21 protein-coding genes are annotated in these 19,046 nt (G+C 67.3%); 12 read left to right on the forward strand and 9 right to left on the reverse strand.

The features are described 5' to 3' along the window. Nucleotides 1–20 precede the first annotated feature (20 nt). Complete coding sequence (locus tag AC5Y36_RS17270; RefSeq protein ID WP_500042157.1) at nucleotides 21–911, forward strand: endonuclease domain-containing protein; 891 nt, start codon at nucleotides 21–23, stop codon at nucleotides 909–911. A gap of 36 nt (nucleotides 912–947) precedes the next feature. Here AC5Y36_RS17270 and AC5Y36_RS17275 read toward each other — a convergent pair whose 3' ends face one another. After that, nucleotides 948–2,462, reverse strand: a complete 1,515-nt coding sequence (locus AC5Y36_RS17275) for a purple acid phosphatase family protein (RefSeq protein WP_500042191.1) — start codon at nucleotides 2,460–2,462, stop codon at nucleotides 948–950. Nucleotides 2,463–2,565: 103 nt separating this feature from the next. Here AC5Y36_RS17275 and AC5Y36_RS17280 point away from each other — a divergent pair, with 103 nt between their 5' ends. Then, the gene (locus AC5Y36_RS17280) at nucleotides 2,566–2,973 is read left to right on the forward strand and encodes an Rv2576c family protein (RefSeq protein ID WP_500042158.1); all 408 of its coding nucleotides are present in this window, start codon (nucleotides 2,566–2,568) and stop codon (nucleotides 2,971–2,973) included. A gap of 1 nt (nucleotide 2,974) precedes the next feature. Here AC5Y36_RS17280 and AC5Y36_RS17285 read toward each other — a convergent pair whose 3' ends face one another. Together AC5Y36_RS17285 and AC5Y36_RS17290 are read right to left on the reverse strand one after the other, a co-directional pair. Beyond that, entirely contained in the window at nucleotides 2,975–3,313 is a 339-nt protein-coding gene (locus AC5Y36_RS17285) for a gamma-glutamylcyclotransferase family protein (RefSeq protein ID WP_500042159.1), read from the reverse strand. Then, on the reverse strand, nucleotides 3,310–3,831 hold the full coding sequence (locus AC5Y36_RS17290) for a helix-turn-helix domain-containing protein (protein ID WP_500042160.1): 522 nt from the start codon (nucleotides 3,829–3,831) through the stop codon (nucleotides 3,310–3,312). Before AC5Y36_RS17290 ends, AC5Y36_RS17285 begins: the two co-directional genes overlap by 4 nt. 73 nt (nucleotides 3,832–3,904) lie before the next feature. Here AC5Y36_RS17290 and AC5Y36_RS17295 point away from each other — a divergent pair, with 73 nt between their 5' ends. From AC5Y36_RS17295 to AC5Y36_RS17305, 3 genes are all read left to right on the forward strand, one after another. Continuing rightward, nucleotides 3,905–4,702 carry an aldolase gene (locus AC5Y36_RS17295; protein WP_500042161.1) on the forward strand — a complete coding sequence of 266 codons (798 nt, stop codon included), beginning with the start codon at nucleotides 3,905–3,907 and terminating at the stop codon, nucleotides 4,700–4,702. Beyond that, nucleotides 4,699–5,580 (forward strand): dihydrodipicolinate synthase family protein, encoded by an 882-nt coding sequence (locus tag AC5Y36_RS17300; RefSeq protein ID WP_500042162.1) that lies wholly within the window; start codon nucleotides 4,699–4,701, stop codon nucleotides 5,578–5,580. Before AC5Y36_RS17295 ends, AC5Y36_RS17300 begins: the two co-directional genes overlap by 4 nt. Before the next feature lie 257 nt (nucleotides 5,581–5,837). After that, nucleotides 5,838–6,950: a hypothetical protein gene (locus AC5Y36_RS17305; RefSeq protein ID WP_500042163.1), complete on the forward strand. Its 1,113-nt coding sequence runs from the start codon at nucleotides 5,838–5,840 to the stop codon at nucleotides 6,948–6,950. A 3-nt stretch (nucleotides 6,951–6,953) separates the two neighbouring features. On the opposite strand, the gene ypfJ is transcribed toward AC5Y36_RS17305, so the two are convergent. Then, a complete protein-coding gene (gene ypfJ / locus AC5Y36_RS17310) occupies nucleotides 6,954–7,835 on the reverse strand; it encodes a KPN_02809 family neutral zinc metallopeptidase (RefSeq protein WP_500042164.1) in 882 nt (293 codons plus the stop codon). Between the two features lie 487 nt (nucleotides 7,836–8,322). On the opposite strand from ypfJ, the gene AC5Y36_RS17315 reads away from it, so the two are divergent. The 4 genes from AC5Y36_RS17315 to AC5Y36_RS17330 are packed head-to-tail and all read left to right on the forward strand — an operon-like array spanning nucleotide 8,323 to nucleotide 10,472. After that, entirely contained in the window at nucleotides 8,323–8,622 is a 300-nt protein-coding gene (locus tag AC5Y36_RS17315) for a PE family protein (protein ID WP_500042165.1), read from the forward strand. 12 nt (nucleotides 8,623–8,634) lie between these two features. After that, nucleotides 8,635–9,831, forward strand: coding sequence for a PPE family protein (locus tag AC5Y36_RS17320; protein WP_500042166.1), 1,197 nt, complete (start codon nucleotides 8,635–8,637; stop codon nucleotides 9,829–9,831). Nucleotides 9,832–9,879: 48 nt separating this feature from the next. After that, nucleotides 9,880–10,176, forward strand: a complete 297-nt coding sequence (locus AC5Y36_RS17325) for a WXG100 family type VII secretion target (RefSeq protein ID WP_500042167.1) — start codon at nucleotides 9,880–9,882, stop codon at nucleotides 10,174–10,176. Nucleotides 10,177–10,187: 11 nt separating this feature from the next. After that, nucleotides 10,188–10,472 carry a WXG100 family type VII secretion target gene (locus tag AC5Y36_RS17330; RefSeq protein WP_500042168.1) on the forward strand — a complete coding sequence of 95 codons (285 nt, stop codon included), beginning with the start codon at nucleotides 10,188–10,190 and terminating at the stop codon, nucleotides 10,470–10,472. A gap of 129 nt (nucleotides 10,473–10,601) precedes the next feature. Here AC5Y36_RS17330 and AC5Y36_RS17335 read toward each other — a convergent pair whose 3' ends face one another. The 4 genes from AC5Y36_RS17335 to AC5Y36_RS17350 form a co-directional block, all read right to left on the reverse strand. Further along, complete coding sequence (locus AC5Y36_RS17335; protein ID WP_500042169.1) at nucleotides 10,602–11,699, reverse strand: ESX-1 system-associated protein; 1,098 nt, start codon at nucleotides 11,697–11,699, stop codon at nucleotides 10,602–10,604. Between the two features lie 66 nt (nucleotides 11,700–11,765). Next, the gene (locus AC5Y36_RS17340) at nucleotides 11,766–12,290 is read right to left on the reverse strand and encodes an SRPBCC family protein (RefSeq protein ID WP_500042170.1); all 525 of its coding nucleotides are present in this window, start codon (nucleotides 12,288–12,290) and stop codon (nucleotides 11,766–11,768) included. A 133-nt stretch (nucleotides 12,291–12,423) separates the two neighbouring features. Then, on the reverse strand, nucleotides 12,424–13,374 hold the full coding sequence (locus tag AC5Y36_RS17345; RefSeq protein WP_500042171.1) for a dipeptidase: 951 nt from the start codon (nucleotides 13,372–13,374) through the stop codon (nucleotides 12,424–12,426). Between the two features lie 45 nt (nucleotides 13,375–13,419). Next, complete coding sequence (locus tag AC5Y36_RS17350) at nucleotides 13,420–14,310, reverse strand: oxidoreductase (RefSeq protein WP_500042172.1); 891 nt, start codon at nucleotides 14,308–14,310, stop codon at nucleotides 13,420–13,422. A gap of 174 nt (nucleotides 14,311–14,484) precedes the next feature. On the opposite strand from AC5Y36_RS17350, the gene aspS reads away from it, so the two are divergent. Then, the gene (aspS, locus tag AC5Y36_RS17355; RefSeq protein ID WP_500042173.1) at nucleotides 14,485–16,269 is read left to right on the forward strand and encodes an aspartate--tRNA ligase; all 1,785 of its coding nucleotides are present in this window, start codon (nucleotides 14,485–14,487) and stop codon (nucleotides 16,267–16,269) included. Between the two features lie 87 nt (nucleotides 16,270–16,356). Further along, nucleotides 16,357–16,758 carry a PaaI family thioesterase gene (locus AC5Y36_RS17360; RefSeq protein ID WP_500042174.1) on the forward strand — a complete coding sequence of 134 codons (402 nt, stop codon included), beginning with the start codon at nucleotides 16,357–16,359 and terminating at the stop codon, nucleotides 16,756–16,758. Here AC5Y36_RS17360 and AC5Y36_RS17365 read toward each other — a convergent pair. Beyond that, nucleotides 16,727–17,173 (reverse strand): transglycosylase family protein, encoded by a 447-nt coding sequence (locus AC5Y36_RS17365; protein WP_500042192.1) that lies wholly within the window; start codon nucleotides 17,171–17,173, stop codon nucleotides 16,727–16,729. The two genes, AC5Y36_RS17360 and AC5Y36_RS17365, sit on opposite strands and share 32 nt — an antisense overlap. A gap of 351 nt (nucleotides 17,174–17,524) precedes the next feature. Between AC5Y36_RS17365 and AC5Y36_RS17370 the strand changes: the two genes are divergently transcribed. After that, nucleotides 17,525–19,045, forward strand: a complete 1,521-nt coding sequence (locus AC5Y36_RS17370; RefSeq protein WP_500042175.1) for a long-chain-fatty-acid--CoA ligase — start codon at nucleotides 17,525–17,527, stop codon at nucleotides 19,043–19,045. Nucleotide 19,046 lies beyond the last annotated feature (1 nt).

A 19,046-nucleotide genomic window follows, 5' to 3' on the forward strand; every position in this document is an offset into this window, starting at 1 on the left:
GCCCTGCCACCGTGTCGGCCATGGGGGATTCGAAGTGGCCGTTTCTTGGCACCGAGGCATTGGGCGCGGGCACCGCGACCCGCCGGACGTTACGCAGCCAGTACCAAATGATCCACCGCAACGTGTATCTGCCGCGGGGACAGCAGCTCACACCCGTGACCCGGGCGGTGGCCGGCTGGCTGTGGTCGGGCCGCCACGCCACCGTTGCCGGGTTGTCGGCCGCGGCGTTGCACGGGTCGCGGTGGATCGATCCGGGGCTGCCGGCCGAGCTGAACCGCCCTGCCGCCGGTGATGTCGGCGGCATCGTCGTCCACCGCGAGCGGCTGTGCGAGGACGAAGTCTGCCTGATCCGGGGCATGTCGGTGACCAGTCCCGCACGAACGGCGTTCGATCTGGGACGGCGAAAGGGTCTGGCGACAGCCGTCATCCGCCTCGACGCACTCGCGAATGCCACCGGTCTCAAACCTGCCGAGGTCAACCTGATCGCCGAGCGTCATCGCGGGATGCGCGGTGTGGTGCAGCTTCGCCGGGCATTGGGGCTGATGGACGCTGGCGCGGAATCGCCGCAGGAGACCCGGACGCGGCTGCTGCTGATTCGCTCTGGACTGCGACGGCCGCAGACCCAGATCGCGGTGCGCCACCGGCTCGGGCATTACCGCATTGACATAGGCTGGGCCGAGTACAAGGTCGGTGTGGAGTACGACGGTGAGCAACATTGGAGCGACCCGGCGCAGCGTGCCGCCGATATCGAGCGCCAGGTTGAGCTGGCCGCGCAGGGTTGGGTGATCATCCGGGTCAGCAGCGACTTGCTGAAGTACCGGCCCGAGGTGGTGGTCGCCCGGGTGTGTGCCGCGCTGCGGGCGGCGGGTTGCCCCTGGGTACCGCCGAACGTCGGGTTGATGCACGCCTGAGCGCCGAACGCGTGACAAAAGTCGACACTCGGCGATTTAGCGGCGTGGCTTGCGCAACGTGAACTTGTCCACCTCCACCAATGAACCCTGCGGGCCGGACACCGCGTAGTGCGTGGCCGTGATCGACGTCGTCCCGCCCGCCACCCCCGGGTCGACCTCGAAGGCCGCGAAGCCGTACGGGTGGTCGCGGTCGCGGAACGCCGACCACGGTGCGTCCTCGATCACGTAGATCGGTGCTTTGCGCCCGATCGCCGGATCGAAGCCACCCACCCCGGTCAGCACCCGGCACCGGGGCCGGTCGAAGAAGTTTCCGTTGGACGGCTTGGAGGTGCCGCCCCCACCGATGACCACGTGCACCGTCCCCGCGGTGGCGTCGATGACGTCGTCGTGGGTGGACACCGGGATCGGTGTTCGGGTGTCGGTGCCCAACTCGCCCCGCACCGGATGGGAGCGCTCGTAGTGGTGCTCATGCCCGCACACCACCAGGTCGACACCGTAGCGGTCGAACAACGGTAGCCAGTCGGTACGGATCCCCAAGTCGGCGCCGTTGCTGCGGTCGGCGGTGGAGATCGCGGTCTGATGCATGCACACCACCACCCAGTCGATCCCGGCGTCGCGGCGCGCCGAAGCCAATTCTGCTTCCAGCCAACGCTTTTGCGCGCCACCGGAATACCCGTGGACGTAGGAGTTCCCGCCGTCCTGCAGGCAAACGTCGTCGTTGGCCAGGCTGATCACCCGGACCGAACCGGCGGTGAACGCATACCAGAGTCCGCGCAGTTCTTCGTCGGCGCCGGAGTCGGGCAGCGCGAAATAGGTCTGGTAGGCGCCGTAGCCGATCGGTCCGTTGCCCAACTCGTTCTCGTGGTTGCCCGCCGCCGGCATCCACGGCCGGTAGCGGGCCGAGCGGGTGTTGTTGTCGAACCAGTCCGACCAGGTGCGGATCCGGTTGGTGGCCAGGTTGGCGTAACACAGGTCACCGTTGACCAGGTTGAACAACGGCGCGATCCGCTCGATCGCCGCGGTGGTGTCGGCGGCCGCGGGGGAGCCGATGTTGTCGCTCACATAGGCCGTGCCCGACAGCCGGCCCAGTGTGGGCGTGGCCTGGTCGCCGAAACTGGTGAAGCACAGCGGCGCTCGACCCGATGGCGCGGTTCGCACCGTACCCAGCTCGGCATCGGCCCCGTCGTGCACCGCGGCGTAGACGTAGTCAGTGTCGGGAGCCAGCCCCGCCACCCGGGCATGATTCACCCGGACCTCGATCCCCGACTTGGCGTCACGATAGGTGCGGGTCTGCGCGGCCACGCTGCGGCCGAAGCCGCCGGACGGTGTCCCCAGCAGCACCCGAGGGTTGGCGACCGCATCGGTGCTGTGCCACGACACGACCACCTCGCGGGCCGCATCCGAGCCGAACTGCAGATGCAGACCGCCCACCGGTGGCGCCCCAAGCGCTGACGGCCGTGTCCACAGTGTCGGGCCGGACCGTGGCTCGAGCAGGGTTGCCCCCGCCGCGCCCAGGCCCGCGCCGAGGATCGCCGATCCGCCGCCCACCATCAATGTCCGACGGCTGATACCAGTACTCACCCTTGCTTTCCTACCGCAGTCGAGGCGAGCGTGCGCGTGATGCGGGCGAGGCGAGCAAGGTAACCTGGCGAACATGCGAAAGACGACAGTGGCCACTGCGGCGCTGGTGCTGGCGGCCGCCGGAGTCGCGGCCAGCAACGCCACGTCATATGCCGAAGGTCACCAGGTCACCTACACCGTGACCACCACCAGCGATCTCAATGCCGACATTCAGTACATCGCAACCGATCCGCCCAGCCAGGCGGCCTACAACGCGGACTCGGCGCAGTACCTGACGACCGTCCGGCGCACCCCGATCGGCGGCGGGCAGCCGTTGGTGTACACCGTCACGCTCAACAACCCGAACCAGTGGGCGCTGATCACCGCCAGCGGGGGCTTGCGGATCAATCCCGAATTCCACTGCGAGATCGCCGTGGACGGCCAGGTCGTGGTGTCCCAGCAGGGCGGCAGCGGGGTGACCTGCTCCACCAGGCCCTGGTGACTCAACCGGCGAACACGTACACCCAGGCGTGCGGCCCCGACCGCAGCGGCACCGAGATGCGCCGGTAATCGTCGACCTCGTAATCATCGGCGGCGGCCAGTTCGTCGGTGCTGATCGCGAACACCGTGCCCGTGACACACGCGCCGTGCGCCTCCGATGGCCGCAGGATCGGATGGCGGTCGCTGCCGCTGGTGGCGACCACGTGCGGGTCGGTGATCGTGACGTAGTCCAGTTCGTAGCCGACGATCTCATCCGGCCGACCGTCCAACGCACGCCCGAAGGTGGCCAGCTGCACCTCGCGTTGCCGCAGCGTGCCGTAGGAGAACAACAACTCGCTCACAAGGCGCTCCCTGGTTCATTGGTGGCGACGACGACGACTTCGGCCGGCGCGGTCCCGACGGCGCGCAGCGTGTGGCGAATCGACGCATCGAAATAGGCGCTGTCGCCGCTGTTCAGGGTCAGCGTCTGCGGGCCGTACCGCAACTCGACCGTTCCGGTGTGCACGAAGACGAACTCCTGCCCGGTGTGCTCGGGGTGCGGGTCGTCGCCGGCGGCGACGGCGGGCCGGACCACGAACGGCGACATCTCCTTACCCAGCAGGGCGGTGGCCAGCGCCCGGTAGCGGCCGCCGTCGCCAACCCGGTCCACCGCGATGGTGTCGGAGGTCTCCTGGTCGGAGAACAGCCGGGCGACGTCGACGTCGAGCGCGCGGGCCACCTTGAGCGCTGCGGCGATCGACGGGATGCTCTGCCCGCGCTCGATCTTGGACAGATAGCTCTTGGTCAGCCCGCTCGCCGCCGCCAGCGATTCCAGCGTCAGCCCGCGTTGGCGGCGGACGGCTCGTACCAGTGCTGTCACATCGAAATCATGACACAATGTGTCCTATAGTGAGATCGAGTGTTGTAAAGCCCAGATTTCAGGGAGGCCCCCGATGGGCACCACGTTCACCGACACCAAGTCCGACCTGATGCGGCGCGCCCAGGATCGTCTTGCCCGCACCGTTGCCGAGCCCGACTGGAACATCCGCCAGAAAGTGGCGTTGACCTGCCGGGCGTTGTTCGACGCCGGCCACGACTCCGGGCTTGCCGGACAGATCACCGCACGCGCCGAGCAGCCGGCCACCTTCTACACCCAGCGGCTGGGGCTGGGGTTCGACGAGGTCACCGAGGACAATCTGCTGGTGGTCGACGAAGACCTGAACGTTCTGCAAGGAGCCGGAATGGCGAACCCCGCCAACCGGTTTCACAGCTGGATCTACCGGGCCCGCCCCGATGTGCAGTGCATCGTGCATACCCACCCCTTCCACGTGGCGGCGCTGTCGATGTTGGAAACCCCGTTGGTGGTCTCGCACATGGACACCACGCCGCTGTACGACGACTGCGCGTTTCTGGCGCAGTGGCCGGGCGTGCCGGTCGGCAATGAGGAGGGCGAGATCATCAGCGCCGCCCTCGGCGACAAGAAAACCATCCTGCTGGCCCATCACGGCCAGGTGGTCGCGGGCGCCAGCGTCGAGGAGGCGTGCTCGCTGGCGGTGCTGATCGAGCGGGCGGCCAAACTTCAGTTGGCGGCAATGGCCGCCGGGACCATCAAGGCGCTCCCCGAAGAATTGGCCCGGGAAGCCCACGACTGGACGCTGACCCCCAAACGCAGCACGGCCAATTTCGCCTACTATGCCCGGCGTGCGCTGCTGCGCCATCCCGACGCACTGACCCAGGAGCCCCCGCAGTGACCGAAACCCCGCAGTTCCACGGCATCATCGCCTACCCGGTTACCCCGTTCGGTCCCGACGGGGTCGACACCGCCCAGTTGGCCGTGCTGATTGATCGGCTGGTCATCGCCGGATCGCACGCGATCGCCGCGCTGGGCAGCACCGGGGAGCTTGCGTATCTGGATGAGCCCGAGTTCGACGCCGTGGTAGACACCACCGTCAGCGCGGTCGGCGGACGGGTACCGGTGATCGTCGGCGTCTCGGATCTGACCACCGCCCGTACGGTGCGACGAGCGCGCTACGCACAGGCCGCCGGCGCCGACGCGGTCCAGGTGGTGCCGGTCTCCTACTGGAAGCTGTCCGAGCGTGAGGTGTTCCAGCACTTCGCCAGCGTCTCCGACGCGATCGGTATCCCGATCATGGCGTACAACAACCCGGCCACCGCGGGAGTCGACATGAGCCCCGAACTGCTGGTGCGCATGTTCACCACCATCGACAACGTCACCATGGTCAAGGAGTCCACCGGTGACCTGTCCCGGATGCGCGGCCTCACCGAGCTCAGCGAGGGGCGACTGCCGTTTTACAACGGCAGCAACCCGCTGGTGCTCGACGCGCTGCGGGTCGGAGCCAGCGGCTGGTGCACAGCTGCGCCGAACCTGCGCCCCCAGCCCTGCCTCGACCTCTACGCCGCGGTCCGTGCCGGGGACCTGGGCACCGCGCAGGCGCTCTACGACGACCTCAAACCGCTCTTGGAGTTCATCGTCGCGGGCGGATTGCCCACCACCGTCAAGGCCGGGCTGGAGATGCTCGGCGTCCCAGCGGGGGAGCCGCGGCGGCCGCTGCTGCCGCTGGACGACGATGGGCGCGCTCAGCTCAAGAGTCTGCTAGCTAAATCCTGAGAATTAATTCAGCATAGGCGGATCGAACCGACGGAAAATTCCTCATCCGCGTTGCTGACACACGAAAGCCCGCTACCGGGCTGGGGGCCTGGCTAATGTGGCATACGCCGTTGTCCTGGTATGTAGTGGCGTTAGCCTACGCGCCGCAAAGTCTGTCTGAACTTTTATTAACGAATTTGTTTGTTTATCAGGATTAGCTCAGTATCGTGGTGGGCGTGGATTGGCCCCGGGGGTAACCACGAAGGAGATGGATCGAGATGGACAGATTCATACAGCCAACACTTCGTCCCTGGATCAGCACTGGTGTCGCCCTGGTGGGCACCGGCATGATCGCAGTCACGCCAGCGCTGACACCCGCGCTTGACCTGCACCTGCCGGCGATCCAGCTCACCGCCGTTGACGTCGTCGACGACCCGGTCGGCGATGGCGGGTCGGTCGACCCGCTCACGCTCTGGTCGGATGTATGGACCACGGCGTGGGCCAACATCCAGGGCCTCAGCCAGGAGGCCGCCGACACCCCCACGCTGATGCAGGCGGTGATGGACAACCAGATCGCCTATGCGCAGGCGCTTTCGGATGCGGGCCACGACGCCTTCACCATTCTGTCGGGCCAGCTGTCCAACCTGCCCGGCATCCTGCAGGACGCCATGACACAGTTCTCGGCCGGTGACATCAGCGCGGCGATGACCGAAGTGTCGAATTACCTGATGCAACTGCCGTTCCTGGTGATGCGGCCGATGCAGGAGGCGTGGGGGCAGGTCGCGCAATCGATGGCGAACAACTACGCCAATGTGGTGGACGCGTTCTTCGGTGACGGCGGACCCGTGAAGGCGGAGATGATCCGCGCAGTGGGTGACCCATGGCAGTTGTTGAGCACGGCGCCGCTGCTGCCGTGGGCCGCAGTCAACTCGGAGTTCGCCGACATCACCGAAGACATCGTCACCGCATGGAACAAGGGCGATTACACCGCGGTGCTCAATGACGTCCTCAACGCCCCGGCCAATCTCACCGGCGCATTCCTCAACGGATACGGGTCGGGTGACGTTGCCACCGAGGCGGAGCTGATGGCGGTGATGGCTCGCGGCGTGCCCGGTCTGCTGACCAACCCCGACGGCCCCGACGGGTTTGCCCGCGGCACGTTCGCGAATCTGCTCGACGTGCGGTCGATCCTCGAGGAAGCGATCGTGCCGTTCCGCTCCGCGACGCAGGCCGTCAGTGACACTGCGGCGGCGGTGAATCCCGACGAGTGGGTGGATGGCCTGGCGGGCATGTTGAGCAACGGGCTCAACGATCTCGGTTCAGCCCTGCACCTCGACCTCGGCGACCTGCCGGCTGATGTCGGCAGTTGGGTGGTGGCGCTGCTCGGCTGAGCGCTACCCGAGGTTGCGGGCGGCAAAGGTATCGCAGCGGTTCGGGTCGCCGGTCTGGTAGCCGACGGTGAACCAGTGCTGGCGCTGCTCGGAGGATCCGTGCGTCCAGGAGTCCGGGTTGACGCGCCCGGTCTGGGTCTGCTGGATGGTGTCGTCACCGACCGCAGCTGCGGCCGACAACGCGTCACGGATGTCGTCGTCGCTCAACGGCTCCAGGAACGGGACGCCGGTGCTTTCCTGGCGGGTGATCGACGCGTAGTGCGCCCATACCCCCGCGTAGCAGTCCGCCTGCAACTCGCTGCGGACCCCGTTGCCCATCGCGCCCTGCGCTCCTTGCTGGGCGCGGCCCAACACTCCGGCCAGGTTCTGCACGTGGTGGCCGAATTCGTGGGCCACCACGTACTCCTGGGCCAGTGGCCCACCGCTGGAACCGAACTGGTCGACGAGGAGCTGAAAAAAGTCTGTGTCGAAGTAAGCGGTCTTGTCCGCAGGGCAGTAGAACGGCCCGACGTCGCTGGTCGCGGCACCGCAGCCGGTGTTCACCTGGCCGCCGAACAGCTGTACCCGCGGGCGGGTGTAGCCGCGTAGCAGCTGCGACCACACCGCGTCCAGGGAGTTTCCGGTGGCCACCACCCGGCACTGCACGTACTTATTGGCGTCGCTGCCGGAGCGGCACTTGTTCAGGTCGAAACCGGGCGCGACGTTGTCGTGGCTGTCGACCGGCTGCTGGCTGAGCACGTTTCCGGGGTCGACGCCGAGCAGCAGCGCCACCACCATGATCAACAGGCCGCCCAGGCCGCCGCCGAGCGCGATTCGCCGGCCTCCGCCGCCCCCGCTGCTCGCCGTGGTGCTGGTGTCGATCTGCATGCCTTCGCTGAAGGTCATCCCACGCTCCGTAGGGTCTTCGTAGGGTCTTGGCGCGGTCCGGCCGGCGCTTCAATCAGCTTCGCATACGCGGTCGCCAGGCGCGTCGGCGTTGGTGTCCCATCTGTGGGAGGAATGAAGGGCCCGCCCCCGTTCCCAAATTGATGCTGAGAGTTCGTCTGTTCATTTGGACGGCGACTCCCATCGGTGTTAGTTTCCTCACGTCACCAGCAGATTTCCGTGTCACGCAGTGGCCGGGCTGAGGGCAGCTGTCTTCATAACAAGTCAATATGAGTAATGCAGAGGTTGCCCTCCCGGGAACCTCGACGCATCGCCCGGCCAGAGGAAGTGCGGTCGGGCGATCGGTTTCCAAAAACCCGGTTCCGGGGGGGCTCCACCGGAGTGCCAAGCGTCGATGTTCGAGGGGGGAGACAGCGTGCGGAGTGGCCCGACTCGGGTCCCACACACCGCGGCTGATCAACCTGCGTGGGGTTGAGGAGGAATTGAGATGACGTTTGTCAATGCCGAACCCGAGGTCATGTCGGCGGCTGCCGGCAACCTCGCGAGCGTTGGCGATTCGCTGAGCGCGGGAACCGCAGCTGCAGCAGCCCCCACGACCGGGGTGGTGCCGCCGGCGGCCGACCTGGTGTCGTCGTTCGCGGCTGGGACATTCGCCGCGCACGGGGAGATGTTCCAGGCGGTCAGCGCGCAAGCGGCGTTGATCCATCAGCAGATGGTCGCCGCACTGAGCGGCAATGCCAGCGCCTATGCCACCGCCGAAGCCGCCAACGCCACCAGCGCGGGCTGAGCGGGGATCGGCATGAGTTTTACTGCGTTCCCACCGGAGGTGAACTCCGGGCTGATGTACATGGGTGGCGGTTCGGCGTCCCTGATGCAGGCGGCCTCGGCATGGAACGGGCTGTCCTCCGACTTGGCTGGCGCGGCCGGCGGGGTCTCGCATGTGGTCGGCGGGCTGCAGTCCTCCTGGCAGGGTGCCTCGGCGGCCAAGATGACCGCCGCCGCCGCTCCCTACACCGCGTGGTTGGGCGAGACTTCGACCTTGGCCGGGCAGATGGGCGCCCAGGCCAGCGCGCAGGCCGGCTTGTATGAGACGGCGCACGCGGCGGTGATCCCGCCCGCGGTGATCGAGGCCAACCGTATTCAGCTGCTGACGCTGGTCGCGACCAACTTCTTCGGGCAGAACACCCCGGCGATCGCGGCGACCGAAGCGCAATACGCGGCCTATTGGGCCACCGACGGTGCGGTCATGGACAGCTACATGGCGTCGACCCAGGCCAACCTGGCGTCCCTGCAACAGCCGTCCAGTCCAGCGCCGGCGACCACCGATGCGGGCCAGGCGCAGCCTCTGGCCGCAGTCGACAACGGCGGTCCGGGTACCGGCGGGACCACGCCTCCGGTCGACACGGGCTCGGGTGCTGCCACCGGCGGCACCGTCGGCGACATGTTGAACATGTTCGGAGTTCCCACTAGTGCCTTGCCGGCATCGTTCACCGGCGCCAGTGCCACGACGTTGTCATCGACGCTCAACATGGCAGCTGTTCCGGCCCGGTTCGCGATGTACCCGATGAGCATGCTGATGCAGCTGGCCCGGATGGGGCAGTCGATGGGCAGTGCCGCCGGGACGAGCCTGGCCGGCAACAGCACCTCGCTGATGGAGTCGATCGGCCAGTTCGTCGACGGCAAGCTGCAGGGCGCGGTCGGCACTCTGGCCGGCCATTTCTCCTCGGCCACCCAAGCGATCTCGGCGAAGCTCGCAAACGCATCCTCGCTGGGCGCGTTGCGGGTGCCGGAGGGCTGGTCTTCGGCGGCGGCCGGCGTCACGCGCGCGGCCCCGATCCTGCCCAGCGCCCCAGTCAGCGCCCCGTCGCTATCGTCGTCCGGCTTCCCGGGTGGCGCGTTCGGCCAGGCGTTGATGGGTGCAATGAGCGGACGTGGAATGGGCAGTGTGGCGTCCAAGGTGCCCAAGATGATTCCACGTCCGTCATCCGGCGGATAACCGACAACAACCCACAGACGACACAATTCACAACAAAGGAGGGGCGACATGCCTACGCGTTTTATGACGGATCCGCATGCGATGCGGGCGATGGCGGGGCGTTTCGACACCCACGCGCAGACGGTTGAGGATGAGGCTCGGCGGATGTGGGCGTCTTCGACCAATATTTCCGGTGCCGGTTGGGGTGGGCTGGCCGAGCGGACCTCCTACGACACCATGGGTCAGATGCAGACCGCGTTTCGCAACATCGTGACGATGTTGCACGGGGTGCGCGATGGCCTGGTGCGTGACGCCAACAACTACGAGCAGCAAGAAGCTGCTTCGCAGACCATCCTGTCCAGCTAAGGGGTTCTCTGATGTCGATTAATTACCAGTTCGGTGACGTGGATGCCCACGGTGCGCTGATCAAGGCCCAGGCCGCCTCGTTGGAGGCTGAGCATCAGGCGATCGTCTCTGATGTGTTGGCTGCCGGGGACTTCTGGGGTGGTGCGGGTTCGGTGGCCTGCCAGGAGTTCATCACCCAGTTGGGCCGCAACTTCCAGGTCATCTATGAGCAGGCCGCCAGCCACGGCACCAAGGTGCAGTCCGCCGGCAACAACATGGCCAGCACCGACTCCGCCGTCAGCTCCAGCTGGGCCTGAGTCTGGATCTGCGCGAGCAGACGCAAAAGCCCCCGATCCCAGGTGGATTCGGGGGCTTTTCCGTATTCGCGTTCCGTATTCGCGTCAGTTCGCAGCCGGCGGTGGGCCCGCCGAATTGCCGCGTGTCGGTCAGGAACTCACGGCCGCGCAGGCCCCCAACACGGTGGTGGTAGCGAAGGTCGACGCGTTCGCCAGATGTTGGTCGCTGGCCTGATACGTCGGTACCGCCAGCACGAAGGCCTTGCGATACTGCGCGGCGAGATCCGCGAAATCCTCCAGGATGGGGTTCTCCGCCCGTCGGCCCAACTGCTGAATCGCGTTGGCGTAGGCGATCATCACTTGCGCGGTGGCCAAGTTGACCTGCTTTTGCTGCGGGTTCCAGAAGGTCGCGGGCACGTTCGGATCGAGCTGCTGCCACTCCGCGGTGTCCGTGAGGAACTTATCGGTAGCCGACTTCCATTCAGGACAAATAGGATTGGGGGCATTCAGATAGGGCTGCGGGTTGTTCAGGCTGCCCGGGGGTGCCGTCTGCGAGGGGGCAGGCAGTGGATCCACCATCGATCCGCGGGCCGCCGCCGAGCCATCAGTGATCGAGGCGCAGATGGAGGCCAGTGCCGACGCGGCGCTGTGCGCGGTCGCGGCCAGGTTGTTGTCCGCCGGAACGTATTTCGGGACACGCTCGGCGAAGGTGCGCGCGTAGGCGATGAACTGTTCGTAGAGTTCGCGCATCACCCGGTGCGGGGTCACCTTCACCAGGCCGACGGTCTGCGCGGCTGTGGTCCGAATCAGTTGTGCGGCCGCCATGTTGATCTTGCGGTCCTCATCGCTCCACGCCGATGCCGGGACCGCCTTGTCCCGTTCGTTCCATCGTCCCCCGCCGATGGCAGACAGGGTGCTGACCAGGTTGCTGCTCATCGAGGTCCAGGCGGTGCAACTGGGGTCATCGGTGATCACCGTGACCGGGCCGGTGTCTTTCGCGCTGGCGACGACCGCCGCCTCGCCTTCTGAGCTGGGGGTCGACGACGACAACCCGCCGCCCGCGGTCTTGCCGGGATCACCGCCGAAAAGCACGACGGCCACCAGAACAATGGCCACGACCGCCATGAGGATCACCGCCAGCCAGCCCCATTTCAGGCTGCTGCCGCGCTTCGGCGATTCGAATTCCTCGTCCTCGTCGTCGAAGTCGTCGTCGTCGAAGTCGTCGTAGCCGTCAGTGTCAGAGGTCACAACGCCCAAGCTTAAAGCATCGGGCGGGCCTGTGACGCCTGGGTGAACGACCGGTTCGCGGTAGCGCTATCCGCGGTTGATCTCGCCCGTAGCCGACGCGAACCGGGCGTCGGTGTAACGACGCAGATTGGCCAGAAACCGGCGAAACCCGAGATTCAACAACGGCCGAACAACCGGCAGCACCAGCCGTGCCGGACCGGCTGGTTTCTGGGCTAATGTCCAGGTCAGGCGGCAACCCTGGGCGGTCGGCTCGACCAGGTAGTCCTCGGCGAAGGCGGCCACCGCCGACGTGGAGCATTGATTGAACCGGAAAGCCATGCGCCGGTATGGCTCCCAGACAAGGAATTCCTCGTCTCCGACAATGCCGCCGCGCATGTGCACGACCCGGGTGGTGCCGACTCCGCGCGGCTCGGGGCTGGTCCAGGTGACGTTGGTGATCACCGACGCCCAGTGTGGCCAGGACGCGGCATCGGCCAACACCTCGAACAGCTGCTCGGGGCTGATCGCCAGCTCCACGCTGTTGCGGAACCGGTACGGCGCGGTGTCGGTGAAGCCGACGTCGACGCGCTCACAAGGGTGGTGCTGTGTCATGGATGCCTCCGGGGATCGTTGGCACACACCTTAGATCTAGCCCGCTGCGCCCGGCTGCGCCGCGCTGGCGACCGCCGCTGGATCTGACGGCGGCGGCCCGCTGCGCCCGGCTGCGCCGCGCTGGCGACCGCCGCTAGACCTCGCTCCAACTCTGTTCGGCGACCCGGTGGAAGTTCCCGCCGAGCACGGCGGTGATGTCGGGATCGGTCCAGCCGCGCTGTGCCAGGTGCGTGCCGACTTGGATGAAGGTCTCCGGCGGCATCCACCGGATCGGGCCCCAGCGGGTGTAGCTGTCGTCGAACAGCTGCGGGTTGGCCATCACCTCGGCGCGAAAGTCGTCGGCGTCAAAGGAGAAATCGGTGCTGACCCCGACGTGCTCGACACCCACCAGGTCGACCCCGTACTCGAGGTGGCGGGCCATCGCCTCCAGGGTGGGCGTGTTGGGACCCAGAAAGATTCCGACCCCGGTGATGCCCACGACGCCGCCGGTATCGGCGCATGCCTTGGCCTGATCGTCGGTGATGTTGCGAGGGTGCTCCCAGACGGCGCGCAGACAGGAGTGGCTGTAGATCACCGGACGCGTCGACACCGCGCACATGTCCAGGCCGGTCCGCATGCTGCAGTGCGATCCGTCGGGCACCATGCCCGCGGCATTCATCGCGGCGATCAACGCCCGGCCCCACGCGGTCAGCCCGGTGTCCTCGGCGTCCAAACAGCCGCAGCCGGCGGCGTTGGCGTGGTTGTAGCTGGGCAGCATGGTCCGCACGCCGAGGTCGACGAACCGGCGCACATTGTCCAGGTCGCCTTCCAGCGGTCCGGAATCCTCGAGGTCAAAGGCGACCGCGAGGCGGCCGGCGGCGGCGATGGCTGTGACGTCCTCGACCCCGACCGCCAACTCCATATCCGGATGCGCCCGCACGGCCGCCCGATAGTGCTCCAGCAGTTCGAGCACCTGGCGATGCGAGTGCGGGGCGTAGCCGACGTTGACCGAGATGAACGCCCCGCCGCCGAATCGCGTCAGCTCCGCGACGTCGGCGTCGGGTTGCAGCGGCAGGCAGGCGTGCTGGTCCCAGAGCAGCCTCATGGACGGTCATCCTGCGCCGCCGCGCGGGCAGCCGGCAAGGGAATTTCAGCCCGGACCGTCGCTGGCCGCCGCCAGCAGCGGCACCAGCACATCGCCGATCGGGGTGGCCAGATCGTGGCGACGGGCCCGGCGGGTGATCACCGCGTTGCGCACCTCCCACTCCAAGGCGCGATGCGCCTCCCGGTCGGCCAGCATCGAAGTGCCCATGTCCGTCGGTGCCTGGCGAAACATTGCCACCATCTCCTCGATGACGTCGTCGTCCAGCCGGGCGCCCTCGGCACGTGCCACCGCCACGCATTCGGCCACATACGCCCGCGACAGCGCGGCCACGTCGTCGCGGCGGAACATCCCGGATCGGCGCCCGGTGAGCACCATCAGCCCGGCTAGCGCATTGACCACAAGCTTGCGCCAGACCGCGGTGGTGAAATCGTCGTTGAGGTCGACCGGGCAGCCCGCCGCACGCAGCACCGCCGCCACCGACTCGGCCGCGGGGCCGCTGGGCAGCGCCAGCCGCGGCTCACCGCGCAGTCGCACCCAGCCGTCGGGCTGGGTTTCGGCCGGGAACCACACGATCGCCGGCACCACCGTCGCGGCCGGGCAGTGCGGCGTCACCCGCTCGAGCTGCTCCACCCCGTTCTGCATCACGCAGACCACGGTGTCGGCATCGCACAGCCGGGCCAGCCACGGGGCCGAATCCTCGATCTGGGTGGTCTTGACCGCCAGGATTACCAGACGCAGCGGGCCGCGGACGGTATCGGGATCGGTGTGCACCGGCCCCGGCACCACGATCGGGTCGGCGCCGTCCGGGCGCAACTCGAGATGGTCTCGCGGGGTGCGGCCGCACACCAGCAGGTGGTGGCCGGCGGCGTGCAGATAGCCGGCCACCGTCGTACCGACGGCGCCGGGCCCGACGACGGCGATGGCGGCGACGTTCATGGGCCGAAGGTACCGGCTTTACACTGATCAGTGCTTGTCGCGCGACGATCGGCGGCCACCCGGCTCCGCCGCGGCTGCGATCGCCACGGGACTTGCCGACTGGCGACCCGCTGCGCCCGGCTCCGCCGCGCTTGCGATCGACAGAGTGTTCCCGCCCGCTACCGAGGAGTTTGTGTGCTGCGCAGTCATGTCGCCGGTTCGTTGCGGGCCTCCGACGCGGGGGAGACGGTCACCCTGGCCGGCTGGGTGGCGCGGCGCCGCGACCACGGCGGCGTCATCTTCATCGACCTGCGCGACGCGTCGGGAGTGTCACAGGTGGTGTTTCGCGACCCCGCCGTGCTCGAACAGGCACATCGGCTGCGCGCGGAATTCTGCGTCGCCGTCACCGGTGCTGTCGAGATCCGGCCCGACGGCAACGAGAACCCCGAGCTGCCCACCGGTGCCATCGAGGTCAACGCGGCCTCGCTGACGGTGCTCGGCGAGAGTGCGGCGCTGCCGTTCCAACTCGACGAGCCGGTCGGTGAAGAGGCCCGGCTGCGCTACCGCTACCTGGACCTGCGCCGTGAGGACGGCCCCGGGGCGGCGATCCGGTTGCGCTCCAAGGTCAATGCTGCCGCGCGCTCGGTCCTGGCCGGGCACGACTTCGTCGAGATCGAAACCCCGACGATGACCCGCTCCACCCCGGAAGGAGCCCGCGACTTCCTGGTGCCGGCCCGGCTGCAGCCCGGCTCGTTCTACGCGCTGCCGCAAAGCCCGCAGCTGTTCAAACAGCTGCTGATGGTGGCCGGGATGGAGCGCTACTACCAGATTGCGCGGTGCTACCGCGACGAGGATTTCCGCGCCGACCGGCAACCGGAGTTCACCCAGCTGGACCTGGAAATGAGCTTCGTCGACTCCGAAGACGTGATCGCGATCGCCGAGGAGATCCTGGTTGCGCTGTGGGCGCTGATCGGCGTCGAGTTGTCGACCCCGCTGCCGCGGATGAGTTACGCCGACGCGATGCGCCGCTTCGGCTCGGACAAACCCGACCTGCGCTTCGGCCTGGAGCTGGTCGAATGTGCGGAGTTCTTCCGCGACACCACATTCCGGGTGTTTCAGGCGCCGTATGTGGGGGCCGTGGTGATGCCGGGCGGGGCGTCGCAGCCCCGACGCACCCTGGACGGCTGGCAGGACTGGGCCAAGCAGCGCGGTCACAAGGGGCTGGCGTATGTGCTGGTCGGGGAGGACGGCACGCTGTCGGGTCCGGTCGCCAAGAACCTCACCGACGCCGAACGCGACGGACTGGCCGGGCACGTCGGCGCGAACCCGGGGGACTGCATCTTCTTCTCGGCGGGCCCGGCCAAGGCGTCGCGGGCGCTGCTGGGCGCCGCGCGGATCGAGATCGCCCGGCGCCTCGACATGATCGACCCCGCCGCGTGGGCATTCACCTGGGTGATCGACCCCCCGCTGTTCGAGCCCGCCGATGAGGCCACCGCCGCCGGGGACGTGGCCGTCGGCTCCGGGGCCTGGACCGCGGTGCACCACGCGTTCACCGCGCCCAAACCCGAGCACCAGGCGGCGCTGGCCACCGACCCCGGTGCGGTGCTGGCCGACGCCTACGACGTGGTCTGCAACGGCAACGAGATCGGCGGCGGCTCCATCCGTATCCACCGCCGCGACATCCAGCAGCAGGTGTTCGCGGTGATGGGCATCGATGCCGAGCAGGCGCAGGAGAAGTTCGGCTTCCTACTGGACGCATTCAGCTTCGGCGCGCCGCCGCACGGCGGCCTGGCGTTCGGCTGGGACCGGGTGGTGGCGCTGTTGGCCGGTGTCGAATCGATCCGGGAGGTGATCGCCTTCCCGAAGTCCGGCGGCGGCGTCGACCCGCTGACCGACGCGCCCGCGCCGATCACCGCGCAGCAACGCAAGGAATCGGGCATCGACGCGCGACCCGAGGAGTCGGCTTCCCGCCGAGCGTGAACCCGGTGTCACGCCGGCCGCCGAATGTGAACCCGTTTTCACGCTCGGCGGGCGGGAAGCGGGCAGGCCCGTCGTTACGCTGTCCGAATGGACACCAACCAACTGGCTGACCTGGTCGCCGCGATGCCGTTCGCCGCTGCGCTGGGGATCGAAATCGGTGAGCTGACACCGCAACGCGTCACCGCCACCATGGACTGGACCCCGGATCGGTGCACAACCGGTGGCATCCTGCACGGCGGAGCGCTGATGGCGTTCGCCGACACGATCGGCGCGGTGTGTGCGGTGGCCAATCTGCCCCCCGGCGCGGGCACCTCGACCATCGAGTCGAAAACCAACTTCTTCCGGGCGGTGCGCGGGGGCACGGTGACCGCGACAACGACCCCGTTGCACGTCGGCCGGACCACCATCGTCGCGCAGACGACCCTGACCGACGATCGGGGCAAACCGGTCGCCCAGATCACCCAGACCCAAGCGGTGCTGGCGGGGTAGCCGCCGGGGCCGGCGGGAACAACCCCCAGATGGTCTTGACGATGTTGCGGAACGGCACCCACACCGGGATGTCGGCGATCTGGCCGGGGCCACAGGTCGGCCACGCCTGAGGGCCCTGGATTGCCAGGACCCGATTGGCCACCGCGATCTGTTGTTCCCGCGAGGCAGCCGCCGGCGAACCCATCCCGCCGAATTGCCGCCACGTCGATTCTTTGAACTGCAGCCCGCCATAGAAGCCGTTGCCGGTATCGGCCTGCCAGTTGCCGCCCGATTCGCATTGCGCGACGGCATCCCAATTCACTTCCGCATGGGCGACGCCGCTCGACGCGCTCAGGAACGTCGCAATACCCCCTGCGGCGAGGCTGGTTAGGGCCACCCACCGACGACGAATGCCGCCCCGGGCGACACGCCGCAACCCGATCCTGCGTCGCATATAACAACCTCCGTGATAGGAGTTAACCCTGGGACTATCGAGCTTAACGTGATAAATGGTGCAAATGACAACTTTTATTAAGTAGAGTTAAGTAAGTTATTGAGATATGTCTGTGATGTAAAAGTTACTGGTGTTACTTGTGTTACTCACGATGCTGCTGTCATGTGTTAAAAGTTGTTATTGTTAATTAGAGTTGCTGGTGTGACTCAAGTGACTTCTGTGACTGCGTCTATTCGGGTCGCCCAACAAGTCCCGTGAGTTCCGCGGAACGGGGACCAAAGCGCGCCATGGAGGCGGATGCTGACCGGGACGCGCACTGCACAGGAGGGCACGATGAGCTTCAATCTCGCCGTCATTCTTCGCGAGTCCCGCACCGCGCACCCCGACAAGCCGCTCTGCCATATCGGTGAGCAGAGTTTCAGCTACGCGCAGATCGACGACGTGTCCGGACGGGTGGCCGCCAGCCTGCGCGCCCTCGGGGTGGGCCGCGGCGACAAGGTCGCGGTGCAGCTGCCCAACCTGCCGCATTTTCTGCTGGCCTACTTCGGGATCCTCAAGGCCGGCGCGGTGATGGTGCCGCTGAACCCGCTGCTGCGGGCCCCGGAGGTCGCCTACCACCTGAGCGACTCCGATGCGCGGCTGCTGATCACCTTCGAGACGTTTGCCGAGGAGGCGGTGATCGGAGCGCAGCAGGCCGACGGGCTGGCCACCTATGTGGTGAACCTGCCCGGTAACGATCAGCGACCCGAGGGCACCCGGAGCTTCGATGAGCTCTACGCCGCCGACGACACCGGTGACATCGAACCGACCGACGCCGATGACACCGCGGTCATCATCTACACCTCGGGCACGACCGGGAAACCCAAGGGCGCCGAGCTGACCCATTTCCAGCTGTTCATGAACTGCACCGTCGCCGGGGAGCTGTTCGAGATCCGCGACGACGACATCGCCATGGCGGTGCTGCCGCTGTTCCACGTGTTCGGCCTGTCCAGCGTGCTCAATCTGGCGGTGCGCTACGGCACCACCATGGTGCTCATCCCGCGATTCGAACCGCAGACCGTTCTCGACGCGCTGGCCCGATACCGCTGCACGATCTTCTCGGGTGTGCCCACCATGTACTTCGCGCTGCTGCAGGCCGATACCGCCGGCCGGGACCTGTCGGCGCTGCGGGTCGGGGTGTCCGGCGGCGCGGCGATCCCCGGGGACGTGATCCGCGCCTTCGAGGACAAGTACCCCGGTGTGGTGGTGCTCGAGGGGTACGGGCTGTCCGAAACCGCATCCACCACCACGTTCAACATCAATGCCGAGCAGCGCAAGGTGCTCTCGATCGGCAAACCGATCTGGGGGGTGCAGGTCCGGATCGTCGACGAGAACGACGTCGAGCTGCCCACCGGGCCCGATCACGTCGGCGAGATCGTCATCCGCGGCCACAACCTGATGAAGGGCTACTACAAGAAGCCCGACGCCACCGCCGAGGCGTTCCGCAATGGCTGGTTCCACACCGGTGATCTGGCCTACCGCGACGAGGAGGGTTACTTCTTCGTGGTGGACCGCAAGAAGGATCTGGTGATCCGCGGCGGCTACAACGTGTACCCGCGGGAGATCGAAGAGGTGCTCTTCGAGCACTCCGGTATCGCCGCGGCCGCGGTGATCGGCAAACCGGACGACAAGCTCGGTCAGGAGGTACTGGCGTTCGTGGTCGCGGCACCGGACGCCACCCTGACGCCCGAGGACGTGATCGCGCACTGCAAGCAGCGACTGGCGGCGTACAAGTATCCGCGTGAGGTGCGCATCGTCGAGTCGTTGCCGATGGGCCCGACCGGGAAGATCCTCAAAAAGGAGCTGCAGCCCTGAG

It is taken from the genome of Mycobacterium sp. NGS50 (genome assembly GCF_059812545.1).

Coding starts and splice junctions, on each gene's coding strand:
- AC5Y36_RS17270 (WP_500042157.1), top strand. CDS start 21: ATGGGGGATTCGAAGTGGCCGTTTCTTGGCACCGAGGCATTGGGCGCG.
- AC5Y36_RS17275 (WP_500042191.1), bottom strand. CDS start 2,462: ATGGTGGGCGGCGGATCGGCGATCCTCGGCGCGGGCCTGGGCGCGGCG.
- AC5Y36_RS17280 (WP_500042158.1), top strand. CDS start 2,566: ATGCGAAAGACGACAGTGGCCACTGCGGCGCTGGTGCTGGCGGCCGCC.
- AC5Y36_RS17295 (WP_500042161.1), top strand. CDS start 3,905: ATGGGCACCACGTTCACCGACACCAAGTCCGACCTGATGCGGCGCGCC.
- AC5Y36_RS17305 (WP_500042163.1), top strand. CDS start 5,838: ATGGACAGATTCATACAGCCAACACTTCGTCCCTGGATCAGCACTGGT.
- ypfJ (WP_500042164.1), bottom strand. CDS start 7,835: ATGACCTTCAGCGAAGGCATGCAGATCGACACCAGCACCACGGCGAGC.
- AC5Y36_RS17315 (WP_500042165.1), top strand. CDS start 8,323: ATGACGTTTGTCAATGCCGAACCCGAGGTCATGTCGGCGGCTGCCGGC.
- AC5Y36_RS17320 (WP_500042166.1), top strand. CDS start 8,635: ATGAGTTTTACTGCGTTCCCACCGGAGGTGAACTCCGGGCTGATGTAC.
- AC5Y36_RS17325 (WP_500042167.1), top strand. CDS start 9,880: ATGCCTACGCGTTTTATGACGGATCCGCATGCGATGCGGGCGATGGCG.
- AC5Y36_RS17330 (WP_500042168.1), top strand. CDS start 10,188: ATGTCGATTAATTACCAGTTCGGTGACGTGGATGCCCACGGTGCGCTG.
- AC5Y36_RS17340 (WP_500042170.1), bottom strand. CDS start 12,290: ATGACACAGCACCACCCTTGTGAGCGCGTCGACGTCGGCTTCACCGAC.
- AC5Y36_RS17345 (WP_500042171.1), bottom strand. CDS start 13,374: ATGAGGCTGCTCTGGGACCAGCACGCCTGCCTGCCGCTGCAACCCGAC.
- AC5Y36_RS17350 (WP_500042172.1), bottom strand. CDS start 14,310: ATGAACGTCGCCGCCATCGCCGTCGTCGGGCCCGGCGCCGTCGGTACG.
- AC5Y36_RS17360 (WP_500042174.1), top strand. CDS start 16,357: ATGGACACCAACCAACTGGCTGACCTGGTCGCCGCGATGCCGTTCGCC.
- AC5Y36_RS17370 (WP_500042175.1), top strand. CDS start 17,525: ATGAGCTTCAATCTCGCCGTCATTCTTCGCGAGTCCCGCACCGCGCAC.